10 protein-coding genes are annotated in these 11,774 nt (G+C 70.3%); 7 read left to right on the plus strand and 3 right to left on the minus strand.

From position 1 onward, the window contains the following. The first annotated feature begins 12 nt into the window (after positions 1-12). Together NJQ99_RS11105 and NJQ99_RS11110 are read left to right on the plus strand one after the other, a co-directional pair. Entirely contained in the window at positions 13-1,644 is a 1,632-nt protein-coding gene (locus NJQ99_RS11105; RefSeq protein WP_269332897.1) for an acyl-CoA synthetase, read from the plus strand. Continuing rightward, positions 1,641-2,363 (plus strand): nitroreductase, encoded by a 723-nt coding sequence (locus NJQ99_RS11110; RefSeq protein ID WP_269332898.1) that lies wholly within the window; start codon positions 1,641-1,643, stop codon positions 2,361-2,363. The genes NJQ99_RS11105 and NJQ99_RS11110 overlap by 4 nt, the downstream gene beginning before the upstream one ends. A gap of 6 nt (positions 2,364-2,369) precedes the next feature. On the opposite strand, the gene NJQ99_RS11115 is transcribed toward NJQ99_RS11110, so the two are convergent. From NJQ99_RS11115 to NJQ99_RS11125, 3 genes are all read right to left on the minus strand, one after another. After that, complete coding sequence (locus tag NJQ99_RS11115) at positions 2,370-4,508, minus strand: acetate--CoA ligase family protein (RefSeq protein ID WP_269332899.1); 2,139 nt, start codon at positions 4,506-4,508, stop codon at positions 2,370-2,372. Beyond that, entirely contained in the window at positions 4,505-5,671 is a 1,167-nt protein-coding gene (locus NJQ99_RS11120; RefSeq protein ID WP_269332900.1) for an acyl-CoA dehydrogenase family protein, read from the minus strand. The genes NJQ99_RS11115 and NJQ99_RS11120 overlap by 4 nt, the downstream gene beginning before the upstream one ends. A gap of 115 nt (positions 5,672-5,786) precedes the next feature. Then, positions 5,787-6,599: a GntR family transcriptional regulator gene (locus NJQ99_RS11125; RefSeq protein WP_269332901.1), complete on the minus strand. Its 813-nt coding sequence runs from the start codon at positions 6,597-6,599 to the stop codon at positions 5,787-5,789. 219 nt (positions 6,600-6,818) lie between these two features. Between NJQ99_RS11125 and NJQ99_RS11130 the strand changes: the two genes are divergently transcribed. From NJQ99_RS11130 to NJQ99_RS11150, 5 genes are all read left to right on the plus strand, one after another. Then, complete coding sequence (locus NJQ99_RS11130) at positions 6,819-7,514, plus strand: 4-carboxy-4-hydroxy-2-oxoadipate aldolase/oxaloacetate decarboxylase (RefSeq protein ID WP_269332902.1); 696 nt, start codon at positions 6,819-6,821, stop codon at positions 7,512-7,514. 37 nt (positions 7,515-7,551) lie between these two features. Then, positions 7,552-8,514, plus strand: coding sequence for a Bug family tripartite tricarboxylate transporter substrate binding protein (locus NJQ99_RS11135; protein ID WP_269332903.1), 963 nt, complete (start codon positions 7,552-7,554; stop codon positions 8,512-8,514). A gap of 136 nt (positions 8,515-8,650) precedes the next feature. After that, positions 8,651-9,190, plus strand: a complete 540-nt coding sequence (locus NJQ99_RS11140; protein WP_269332904.1) for a tripartite tricarboxylate transporter TctB family protein — start codon at positions 8,651-8,653, stop codon at positions 9,188-9,190. Positions 9,191-9,206: 16 nt separating this feature from the next. Beyond that, positions 9,207-10,742 (plus strand): tripartite tricarboxylate transporter permease, encoded by a 1,536-nt coding sequence (locus NJQ99_RS11145; RefSeq protein WP_269332905.1) that lies wholly within the window; start codon positions 9,207-9,209, stop codon positions 10,740-10,742. A 66-nt stretch (positions 10,743-10,808) separates the two neighbouring features. Next, the gene (locus NJQ99_RS11150) at positions 10,809-11,732 is read left to right on the plus strand and encodes a branched-chain amino acid transaminase (protein WP_269332906.1); all 924 of its coding nucleotides are present in this window, start codon (positions 10,809-10,811) and stop codon (positions 11,730-11,732) included. Positions 11,733-11,774 lie beyond the last annotated feature (42 nt).

Raw genomic sequence — 11,774 nt, forward strand, 5'->3', positions numbered from 1 at the left:
CGGACGCCGGAGATGACCACCTACGAGGCCGCGCGCGACGCCTTCCGCTGGGAGGTGCCGGAGACGTTCAACTTCGGCGCCGATGTGGTCGACTATTGGGCGAGCGCGCGCCCCGATCACCTCGCGCTAATCTGGTGCGACGACGCCGGGAACGAGCGCCGCTTCACCTATGCCGACATGGCAGAGGCGACGAACCGTGTGGCGAACGCGCTGAAGGCGCGCGGCGTGAAACGCGGCGACCGCGTGATCGTCATGCTGCCGCGCCTGCCCGAATGGCAGATGGCGATGGTCGGGTGCCTCAAGCTGGGCGCGATCCCGATTCCGTGCGTCGAGATGCTGACCGAGCGCGACATCGCCTACCGGCTGGAAAACTCCGGGGCCACGGGCGCGATCACGACCGCGGACAACACCCACAAGTTCGCAGGCGGGGACGCGCTGAAGGCACGGCTTTCTGTGGGCGGCGCGGTCGGCGGGGCGGGGGACGGCTGGGACGACTTCGCCGCGGCCTCGGCCGACGCCGCGCCCGACTTCGCGCCTGCCAGGCTCGGCGCGGAAGAGCCCGCGATCATGTATTACACGTCCGGGTCCACGGGCCATCCGAAGGGCGTGCTGCACGCCAGCCGCGGGCTTTTCGCGTGGCGCGTCTCGGCCTGGTACTGGCTGACGCTCGGCCCCGACGACGTGATGTGGTGCACCGCCGACACCGGCTGGAGCAAGGCCGGCACCTCGATCCTGTTCGGGCCGTGGAGTTGCGGGTCGACGGTGGTCTTCTACCATGGCCGCTACGATCCTAAGCTGCGGCTGGAGACACTGGCGCGCCACCGCGTGAGCGTCTATTGCGCGGCGGCGACGGAGTTGCGCCGCCTGGTGCAGGAAGATGTCTCCGGCCACGATCTCTCCGCGCTGCGCCTGACGGTCTCGGCGGGGGAGAGCGTGAACCCCGAGATCGTGCGCGCCTGGAGGCGGCTGACCGGCGTCGACCTGCTCGACGGGTACGGCCAGACCGAGACGCTGATGACCGTGCTCAACTATCCGCCGCTGCCCGTGAAGCCCGGCTCCATGGGCAAGCCGCTGCCGGGCACCGATGCCGCCGTCCTCGACGCCGACGGCCGCATCGCGCCGCCGGAGACGGTCGGGCGCCTCGTCATCGGCCTGCCGAACCCGCAGATCATGCTCGGCTACTGGAAGGAGCCGGAGCGGACGGCGGCGAACCGCGTCGCCGTGGACGGGCGGGAGTGGTTCCTGACCGGCGACCTCGCTCGCATGGATGGCGACGGCTATCTCTTCTACGAAGGACGGTCGGACGACGTGATCAACTCGGCCGGCTACCGCATCGGGCCGATGGAGGTGGAGAACGTGCTGATGGAGCATGAGGCGGTCGCCGAGTGCGCCGCCGTCGCCAGCCCGCACGAGGAGCGCGGCGAGGTTGTGAAGGCCTTTGTGGTGCTGAAGCGCGGCTTCGAGGGCTCCGACGCGCTGGTGAAGGACCTGCAGGATCATTGCAAGCGCCTGACCGGCCCCTACAAGTACCCGCGCCGCGTCGCATTCGTCGACGACCTGCCCAAGACCGCCTCCGGCAAGATCCGCCGCCGCGAACTGCGCGACCGGGAGTTCGCGGGCTGGACGCGCGGGGCAGGGGCATGAGCGTGCGCGCGAAGGGCTTTCCCGTGCCGCCCGAGGCCGACGTGGCGGAAAGCGTCGACGACGCCATCGCCAGCCGCCGGTCGGTCCGCGCCTTCCTGCCGACGCCCGTGCCGCGTGACCTGGTCGAGCATATCCTGGAGGTCTCGGCGCGCGCGCCCAGCGGCACCAACACGCAGCCCTGGAAGGTCTATGCGGTCGCGGGCGCGCCGCAGAAGGCGCTGATCGCCGATCTGCTCGCCGCCCACGACGACCCGGCGCAGCAGGCGAAGCGCGAGTACGAATACTATCCGACGCAATGGTTCGAGCCCTATCTCGGCCGGCGCCGCAAGGTCGGCTGGGACATGTACGGCCTGCTCGGCATTGCCAAGGGCGACAAGGCGGCAATGCACCGCCAGCACGGGGAGAACTACACCTTCTTCGGTGCGCCGGCGGGCCTGTTCTTCACCGTCGACCGGCGGCTGGAGACGGGAAGCTGGCTCGACTGCGGCATGTTCATCGAGAACGTGATGATCGCGGCGCGAGGCCACGGGCTGCACACCTGTCCGCAGGCCGCGCTCGCGAACTTCCCGGCCATCGTGCGCCGCCATCTCTCCATCCCGGAGGACGAGATCGTCATCTGCGGCATGGCCCTGGGCTACGAGGACAAGTCCGCGCGCATCAACGAACTCACGACAGAGCGGGAGCCCGTGTCCGGCTTCGCCCGCTTTTTGGGCTGGTAGACGCCATCATGGCGTGAGCACGACGAGGGCGTCGAGCGCGGCGACGCCTGCGCCTTCCGCCTTCACAAGCAGCGGGTTCACCTCCGCCTCCGCGACGCGCTCGAGGCCTGACGCACCGAGCTGCGACAGCGCCGCGACGGCGTCCGCCAGCGCGTCGAGGTCGCCGCGCGGCAGCCCCCGCCAGCCCGACAGCGCCTTAAGCCCCCGGACCTCCGCGATCATGGCGCGCGCGGTCTCGACCGTCACCGGCGCGGGCCGGATCGCGGCGTCGCGGTAAAGCTCCGCCAGCACGCCGCCCATGGCGACGGTCACGATGGGGCCGACGACGGGGTCGCGCCGGTAGCCGGCGAGCACCTCGCCCAGGCCCCTCTCCATGCGCTGCACGAGAACGCCCGATATTGCGGCTTCCGGGTGCGCCTTCGCCACGCGCTCCAGCATCTCCGTCGCCGCCGACGCGACCGCCGCGCCGTCGCCGAGGCCGAGGACCACGCCGCCCGTGTCCGTCTTGTGCGCGATGTCGGGCGACAGGATCTTCAGCGCGACCGGGTAGCCGATGCGGTCCGCCGCGGCTGCCGCGTCCTCCGCCGTCGCCGCCGTGGCCATCTCCGCGAACGGCAGGCCGAGGCGCGCCAGCAACGCCGCCCCCTCCGCCTCGTCGAGGCGGGTGCGGCCCTGCGGCAGGTGGGGGGTGAGCGCCGTGCCGTGCTGCGCGTCGGTCTCTGGCGGCGGCGGGGTGCGGCGGACGAGTGCGGCCAGCGCGTCGGCGCACGCCTCCGGCGTCCGAAAGGCGGCGATGCCCGCATCCGCGAGCCGTCTCAACGCATCTGGCGCGTCCGGCACGACGAACACGGCGAACGGCTTGGGCGCATCCGCGAACGCGAGCAGCGGATCGACCGCAAGGTCGGGCCGGAACTGCGCCGAGGAGCCGACCACCATCACCACGGCGTCGACCGTCTCCTCCGCCATCAGTGCGCCGACCGCCGCGCCCACCGTGTCGGGACGCGCGCCCGCCAGCGTCAGGTCGATCAGCGGCGCATGGTCGTCGAGCGCAAGCCCGTGCTCCGCCAGCGTCTCTACCGTGCCGGGTGGGGGCGGCACGGCCGTCGCCCCGCGCGTGCCAAGCGCGTCGACCATCATGGCCCCGCCGCCGCCCGTCGTGGTGACGACGGCGATGCGGCCCTCCCCTGCGCCGCGCGCGCCCGCGAGAAGCTGCGGCGCCTCGACCAGCGCCTCGAAACTGTCGACGAGATAGATGCCCGCATGGCGCAGGAATGCGTCGACCGCGGCCCCCGATCCCGCGATGGCGCCGGTATGGGAGACGGCCAGCGCCTCGCCCGCGCCCGACCGGCCGAGCCGGTAGGCGACGACGGGCTTGCCCGCCTCGTGCGCCAACCGGCAGGCGGCCATGAGGCGCTGGGGTTCCCGCACCGTCTCGAGGAACAGCAGGATCGCGTCGGTTCCCTCGTCCGCCACCATCAGGCGGATGAAGTCGCCGACGGTCAGGTCCGCCTCGTTGCCCGTCGAGACGAGCGTGGAGAAGCCGAGGCCGCGCGCCTCCCCGCGCGAGGCGAGCGCGCCGATCATGCTGCCCGACTGCGAGATGACACCGATCCGGCCCTTCGTCAGGCGCGGAAGTTCGAGCACGGCATTGGCTGAGAGCGTAAGCCCTGCGCGCGTGTCGATCACGCCCAGCGAATTGGGTCCGACGAGGCGCATGCCGGCGTCGCGTGCGATCTCCACCACGCGGGCCTGGCGCGCCTTGCCCTCCGCCCCCGCTTCCGAGAAGCCGCTGGCGAGGATCGTGGCGCAGGCCACGCCCTTCGCCGCGCAGGCCGCCAGCGCGTCCTCCACGGCATCCGTCCCGACCATGACGAAGGCGTGGTCGACCGGCCCGTCGATGGCGCCCACGTCCGGCGCGCAGGGCACACCGAAAATCTCCGCCCGCGTCGGGTTCACGGGCACCACGCGGCCCGCGAACCCGTGGCGCGCGAGAAATCTCTGCGGGCGCGAGGTCGTCTTGCGCGGGTCGCCCGACGCGCCGATCAGCGCGACCGTGCGCGGCGCGAACAGCGCGCGGGCGAGCGCCGCGCCGCCGTCCCCGCCGCTGTCCGGGGCGGGCGTGCCTCCGGCCGCGGCCACGCTCATGCCTTGCCCGCGGGCTTCGGCGGGCGCTGCGAAAAGCGGCGGTCGAACACGTGCTCGGCGATGCGGTTCAGCATCATCTCGTTCGATCCGCCCGCGATCATCCAGCCGCGCGTCTTGCGGAAGCAGTATTCGACGAGCGAATCCCGGCAATAGCCGCCGCCGCCCATGCACTGCAGCGCCTCGTTGGCGATGTCGAAGCCCGCGCGGTTGCAGAACGCCTTGGCGATGGAGGTGTCCTCCGCCGACGGCAGGCCCCGGTCGGCCCTGGTCGCGGCGCGGTAGAGCAGCAACTGCCCGGCGTCGAGCCGGATCTTCATTTCCGCGAACTTCCACTGGATGCCCTGGAAGTCGGCGAGCGGGCGGCCGAACTGCTCCCGGTGCAGGACGTGCTCGCGCGCCGCCTCGTAGGCATAGCGGCCGAGCGCCAGCGAGCGCGCCGTGTTGCCGATCCGCTCGGCGTTGAAGCCCTGGATCTGCTTCTTGAAGCCGCCTGGGCCCAGCAGCACGTCCTCCGGCGGCACGTACACATTGTCGAAATAGAGCGCGCACCACGCCTCGTCGTTCATGTAGTGGACGGGCTTTCCTTGCGTGAACCCCTCCGCGCCGCGCTCGACCATGACCGAGCCGATGCCGCCCACGCCCGGCCCGAAGCGGCAGTAGATCAGGAAGATGTCGGCCTCCGCCGAGTGGCTGGTGAACACCTTTCCGCCATTGAGGCGGTAGCCCTTGCCGTCGGGCGTCGCGGTCGTCGCGAGGTCGGTGACGGCAGAGCCCGCGCCCGGCTCCGACATGCCGAGGCCGATCAGCGTCTCGCCCTTCAGAAGCGGCTTCAGGTAACGCTCTTTCTGGTCGGGCGTCGCATATTCGGCGAGCGTGCGGATCGCGCCGAAATTGCCGGCCTGGATCACGTCGGCGCTGCGCGGGCAGGCGGCGGCCACCTCCTCGATGGCGATGACCGCGTCCATCAGCGTGCCGCCCTGACCTCCGTCCGCCTCCGGGATCGTGATGCCCATGAGGCCGGCGTCCGCCAGCAGGCGCGCCACGTCGAAGTCGAAGCGGTCGGAATGTGCACGCGCCAGCGCCCCCTCCGGCAGGTGGCGCCGGGCAAGCCCGCGCACGGCGTCGCGGAAGATCTGCTGTTCTTCGCTGAGTTCGAAATCCATCGGGTGTCCTGCCGGGTGTCCTGACGGCCCGTGGCGGGCCTCACTTGTTTTCTCGACAATACCTTTCAGGACGTATGCAAGACAATACCTCTTTCGGCGCCTGCGGGGGCGGGGCTCAGAGGCTGCCGCCCGACGGCGTCCATAGCGCGGGCTCCTCCGTCTCGGACGGACCCATGTCGAGGTTGATCTCGAACTCGTAGCGGTCCGGGCGATAGAGGGCGCGGATATACTCCACGGGCCGGCCGTTCTGGTCGCGCACGGTCCGGATGATGCAGAGCAGCGGCGCGCCGACCTCCACCCCGATCAGCGGCGCGACGGTCGCGTCCGCGGCCCGCGCGGTCACCCGCTGGTAGGCGCGGGCGACCTTCACGCCCGCACGGTCGAGCAATTGCAGGAAGGGCATCTTCTGCATGTCCGCGCGCGTGTAGGTGCGGCCCACGTCCTCCGGTACCCAGGTCACGGCATGGGAGAACGGCTCGCCCTTGTGCGAGCGCAGGCGCACCGCCTTCTGCACGGTCGCGCCGCGCGGCAGATCCAGCGCCGCGGCGATGTGGTCGGGGGCGGCCATGTACTGGAACTCCAGCACCTTGACCTTTGTGCGCAGGCCCATGGCGAGCAGGTTCTCCATCAGCCCGCGCAGGCCCGCGTCGACCGCGCGCGAGGCGCGTTGCGGGCGGGCGAACGTGCCGCGCCCGCGCTGGCGCACGACGAGACCCTCGGCCTCCAGCCGCTCCAGCGTCTTGCGGATGGTCACGCGCGAGACGCCGAAACTCTGGCCAAGCTCCACCTCGCTCGGCATCGGTGTGTCCTCGGGGAAGAAGCCCTCGAGGATCTGCTCGCGCAGCACCATGTAGATGCGGTGATAGAGCGGCAGCGGCGAACTGCCCGCGTCCTGCCCGGCCTGCGTGGCTGGCTGCGACCCCTTCACGGCCCGTCTCCCCTCACCCTGTCCCCCTTCGCACGTCCGCCCGCCGCCGCGTTCCGCCGGCATCCGGCGCGCCCGGTGCCATGTTTCCGCGGTCCGCGCAAGCGGTCAGCGCTGCGGCAGGCGTCCGCCCGGACGCTTCAAAAAGTATTATTGACACAACAATCGCTCCGCGCGAACATCCTTTTCAAGCACGCGGAACGATGCGGAGGGGATGAGGCGTTGGCGGCGAACTGCACCTTCACAAGGGACATCGTCCGCCCCGATCCGGCGGCTGTCGCGGCGGCGGCGGACCTTCCGGTCGCCACCGTCTCCGACATTCTCGGCTGGGACTGCCTGATGGCTCCCCGGCTGCGCCCCATCGACCGCGCAATGCGGCTCTGTGGCCCGGCGGTGACGCTGAAGCTCGGCGTCGGCGACAATCTCATGATGCACAAGGCGATGCAGGTGGCGGAGGCGGGCGACATCCTCGTGGTCGACCAGGAGGCGAGCACCAGCCACGCGCCCTTCGGCGGGATCATGGCGACGGCGGCGCAGGCAAAAGGGCTCGGCGGTCTCGTCATCGACGGGTCGGTTCGCGACGCGACCGAGATCCGCGAGATGGGGTTCCCCGTGTTCTGCGTCGGGCTGACGCCGCGGCAGGCGGGCAAGAACGGTCCGGGTCACGTGAACGTGCCCGTCTCCTGCGGCGGGGCGCGGGTCGAACCCGGCGACCTGGTGATCGGGGACGAGGACGGCATCTGCGTCATCCCGCGCGCTCGCGTCGCGGACGTGACGGCGGCGGTGCGCGAACGCATTGCGGCGGAGGAGCGGCGCAAGGCGGCCATCGCGCGCGGCGAACTTTATCCCGGCTGGCTGGACGACCGGCTGGCCGAGGTCGGTGCGGTCGAAACCGGCGGAAGACCGGAGACGGCCTGAAACAACAGGGCGAAGAAGATTCCCGGAGGAGGAGAAGATGGGAGTGCGGAAACCGATCGGGGCGCTGCTTGCCGGCGCCGCGATGATGCTGACGGCAGCCGGTGCGCTGGCCGAGTATCCGGACAAGACGATCACCATGGTGGTGCCATATGCCCCGGGCGGCGGCGGCGACACCTTCACCCGCGCCATCGCCGAGGAGGCGAAGGAGATCTTCGGGGTCAACATCCTCGTGGAGAACCGCACGGGCGCGGGCGCGACCATCGGCGTGGGCTCGGTCGCACGCTCGGCGCCGGACGGCTACACGATCGGCTTCGTCTCGACGAGCCCCGTGGTGCTTGCGCCGAATTTCTCGAACGTGCCCTACGATCCGTCGAAGGATCTCACCTACCTCGCGCAGTTTATCGTCAGCCCGCACCCGTTCATGGTGCGCGCGGATTCCCAGTGGCAGACCTTCGACGAGGTGCTGGCCTGGGCCAAGGCGAACCCCGGCAAGCTGCGCTGGTCGACGGCGGGTCCGCGCGGCGCGCCGCATATCGCGACCGAGGCGGCGTTCCGCAAGGAAGGCGTCGAGGCGGTCTTCGTGCCGATGAAGGGGTCGTCGGAGGTGCTGGCGGGCCTGCTCGGCGACACGCTCGACGCGGGCGTGATCTCCGACTACGCCGTGCCGATGCAGGCCGGACAGATCCGCGTCCTCGCCGAGATCGGCCCGCGCCCGATCCCGGGTCTCGACGTGCCGACGTACAAGGACAAGGGCTATCCGATGACGCCGACGATCTTCTTCGGCCTCGCCGGGCCGGCAGGTCTGCCGGACGCGGTGATCGCCAAGTGGAACGACGCGATGGCGAAGATCGTGGAGACCGAGCGCTTCAAGGAGACGGCCAAGCGCCTCGGCGGCCAGATTTCCTTCCTGCCGCATGCCGAGTTCCAGCCGACGGTGCTGGACGACATCGCGTCGACGCGAAAGGCGCTGGTCGACCTGGGCATGCTCGACAAGAAATAGGCTGACGCGGGGGGCGCGCGCCCTTGCGCGCCCCGCCGGCACAGACGGAGACGAGGGCGGCGGTGTCCGCACTGCCGCCCTTTTCCGTCCGGACCGTGTAACACCTGGTGCGCCCGGCAGGGGCGAGGGGAGACCGATGAAGGCGCTCAATGGCGAGGCGATGCTCGCAATGGCCGTTCTGGCGGCCTGCGCGCTGTTCAGCTTCGTGATCGTGCCCGCGGGCGTCGACACCTCCTATGTCGACCCGCGCGACCTCGGCCCCCGGTTCATCCTCGACATCGCGAGTGCCGGCATGGCGCTGGCCGCGGGCGCGGCGCTGGTGCGGATCGGGCTCGGCAAGGCCGCTTCGGGCGAGGCCGCGCCGTCGCAGGCGGAGGCGCCCGTTCCGGAGCCGCGCGCAGAAGCCCATGCGGACGAACGCCGCGGCAGGCGCCGCGTGCTGGTGGTTCTGGCCGCGCTCGGCATCTATTCCTTCGTGTTGATCGACCTGATCGGTTTCTACGTGGCGAGCGTGGTGACGCTCGGCGCGGTGACCTGGCTCCTGGGGGAGCGGCGGGTGGCGCTCGTCGCGCTCTATGCGCTCGTGCTGACCGCGTCCATCTACGTGCTGTTCGAGATGGTGCTGCAGAGCCGCCTGCCCAAGGGCTGGATCCTGCAGTCGCTGGGCGTGTCATGAGCGGGGGGCGTCGGACATGCTGAGCCAGATTCTCGAGGGGATGTCGCTCGCGCTGCATGTCGACGCGCTGCTCGGCATCGTGATCGGCGTCGCGGTGGGGCAGGTGCTGGGCGCGATCCCCGGCCTGACCGCCAGCATGGCGGTGGCGCTGCTCATTCCCTTCACCTTCTATTTCGACCCCTGGGTCGGCATCCCGATGATGCTCGGCATGTTCAAGGGCTCGCTGTTCGGCTCCAGCATGGCGGCGATCCTGATCCGCACGCCGGGCGCGCCGGCAGCCGCGGCCACCGTGCTCGACGGCGGGCCGCTCGCCGACCAGGGCAAGGGCGGAAAGGCGATGCAGACCGCGCTCGCGGCGTCGGTGTTCGGGGACACCTTCTCCGACATCTGCCTGATCCTCGCCTCCGGTGTGCTGGCGGCCATCGCTATCCGCTTCGGTCCGGGCGAGTACGTGCTGCTCATCGCCTTCTCGCTGCTGACGCTTGCCTCGCTGTCGGGCAAGTCGGCGTGGAAGGCGACGGTGGCGACGCTGCTGGGCCTCGTGTTCGGCGCCATCGGCCTCGACCCGATGCTGGGGACGGAGCGGCTGACCTTCGGACAGCTCGACCTGTTCGACGGGCTGGGGCTCATCCCGGTCCTGATCGGTGTGCTCGCGGTCTCGGAAGTGTTCATGCAGATGGGCAAGCCGCTGACACACCTCGCATCCAAGACGGTGGAGTTCTCGGCGAAGCGGGAGGACAACCGCCTGAGCTGGCTGGAGTTCCGCGGGCTTCTGCCGTGCCTGACGCGCTCCTCCGTGATCGGCACGATCGTGGGCGCGCTGCCCGGCCTCGGCGCGACCATCGCGGCCTTCCTCGCCTACAACGACGCGCGCAACATCTCCAGGACGCCGGAGAAGTTCGGCAAGGGCGCGCTCGAAGGCGTCGCCGCGCCCGAGGCCGCGAACAATGCGGTTTCAGGCTCGAACATGATCCCGCTTCTGGCGTTCGGTATTCCGGGCGACGTGGCCGCCGCGCTCATCCTCGGGGCCTTCCTGATCCAGGGCATCACGCCGGGCCCGGTGGCATTCCAGGCGAACCCGGTTCCGCTGTACGCGATCTTCACGGCGATGCTGCTGGCGAACGCGGTCAATTTCGGGATCGGCAAGGCGTTCATCCCGCTCGCCAAGCGGATGGTCGCGGTGCCCAAGCGGCTGCTCTTCCCGGGCGTGCTGATCATCGCGTCGGCGGGGGCCTACGCGATCCGCGGCTCGCTGTTCGACGTGCAGCTGACGCTCGTCTCCGGCGCGGTGGGCTATGCCATGCTGCGGCTCGGCTTCCCGCCCGTGCCGATGCTGATCGGCTTCATCCTGACGCCGATCCTGGAGAAGTCGCTGCGCCAGACGGTGCTGGTCGTGTCGGCGGCCGACGGCTGGCTCGACTATGTGCTGAGCCGGCCGGTCCTGATGGTGCTGCTCGTGCTGTTCGCGGCGGTGAGCGTGATGATGCTGCGCAAGCGGATGCAGTTCGTGCGGCAGAGCACGGGGGCGGGCGACCTGGCGTCGGACGAATAGGCAGGCGGGCCTGCATGTTTCCGGGGCGCGCGACGGGCGGCCCCGCTTTCGAGGTGTGACGAGACGATGGATACGAGCAACGCTCCCTACATGATCCTCAACGGCAAGGTGGTGCCCTTCGCCGAGGCGCGCATCCACTGCCTGGCCCCCGCCGTGACCTATGGCGCGAACGTGTTCGAGGGCCTGCGCGCCTACTGGAACGCGGACGACGGGCAGCTTTACGTGTTCCGCGTGGAGGAGCATCTCGACCGCCTGTTCTATTCCGCGAAGGTCATGCGGATCGAGCATCCCTGGACGCGGGAGGATTTCCGCAACGGCCTGCTGGAGCTTCTGCGCGTCAACGAGGTGAAGGAGAGCGTCCACATGCGCATCCACCTCTATGTCGACGAGGACGGCTTCATGACCGCGACCTCGCCCGGCGGCATGTTCATCTCCTGCGTGTTCCGGCCGACCTCGAAGATCGCAATGCAGGGCTGCCGCGCGCAGGTCAGTTCCTGGACGCGGATCTCGGACAATGCGAGCCCGCCGCGGGTGAAGAGCGCGGCCAACTACTTCAACGGGCGGCTGGCCTCGCTGCAGGCCAAGAGCGACGGCTACGACACCGCGATCCTGCTGTCGGAAACGGGCCGTGTGACGGAGGGGCCGGGCGCGTGCCTGTTCATCGTCCGCGACGGCCGCATCGTCACGCCCGACGTCTCCAACGACATTCTCGAGAGCATCACGCGCGCGACCCTGATCGAGGGCGCGAAGGAATGGCTGGGCCTCGACGTCGAACAGCGCCCCATCGCGCGGACCGAGCTTTACGCCGCCGACGAGGTCTTCTTCTGCGGCACCGGCCAGGAGGTCCTGCCCGTCGTGGAGGTCGACCGCTTCCCCGTGGGCACCGGCACGGTCGGCCCGATCACGGCGGAGCTTCAGCGCCGCTATTTCGGCGTCGCGCGCGGCACCGACACGGCGCATCCCGACTGGCGCACGCCCGTCTATGTCTGAGCGCGGCCAAAGCAGGCCCGCCGCGCACGCCCTACTGACCCG

This window comes from Futiania mangrovi, from assembly GCF_024158125.1.
GTDB classification, from domain to species: Bacteria; Pseudomonadota; Alphaproteobacteria; order Futianiales; family Futianiaceae; genus Futiania; species Futiania mangrovi.

What these genes read in the sequence shown, in the direction of transcription:
- NJQ99_RS11135 (WP_269332903.1), top strand. Translation starts at nt 7,552, where the DNA reads ATGGGAGTGCGGAAACCGATCGGGGCGCTGCTTGCCGGCGCCGCGATG.
- NJQ99_RS11150 (WP_269332906.1), top strand. Translation starts at nt 10,809, where the DNA reads ATGGATACGAGCAACGCTCCCTACATGATCCTCAACGGCAAGGTGGTG.
- NJQ99_RS11120 (WP_269332900.1), bottom strand. Translation starts at nt 5,671, where the DNA reads ATGGATTTCGAACTCAGCGAAGAACAGCAGATCTTCCGCGACGCCGTG.
- NJQ99_RS11145 (WP_269332905.1), top strand. Translation starts at nt 9,207, where the DNA reads ATGCTGAGCCAGATTCTCGAGGGGATGTCGCTCGCGCTGCATGTCGAC.
- NJQ99_RS11115 (WP_269332899.1), bottom strand. Translation starts at nt 4,508, where the DNA reads ATGAGCGTGGCCGCGGCCGGAGGCACGCCCGCCCCGGACAGCGGCGGG.
- NJQ99_RS11110 (WP_269332898.1), top strand. Translation starts at nt 1,641, where the DNA reads ATGAGCGTGCGCGCGAAGGGCTTTCCCGTGCCGCCCGAGGCCGACGTG.
- NJQ99_RS11140 (WP_269332904.1), top strand. Translation starts at nt 8,651, where the DNA reads ATGAAGGCGCTCAATGGCGAGGCGATGCTCGCAATGGCCGTTCTGGCG.
- NJQ99_RS11105 (WP_269332897.1), top strand. Translation starts at nt 13, where the DNA reads ATGACCACCTACGAGGCCGCGCGCGACGCCTTCCGCTGGGAGGTGCCG.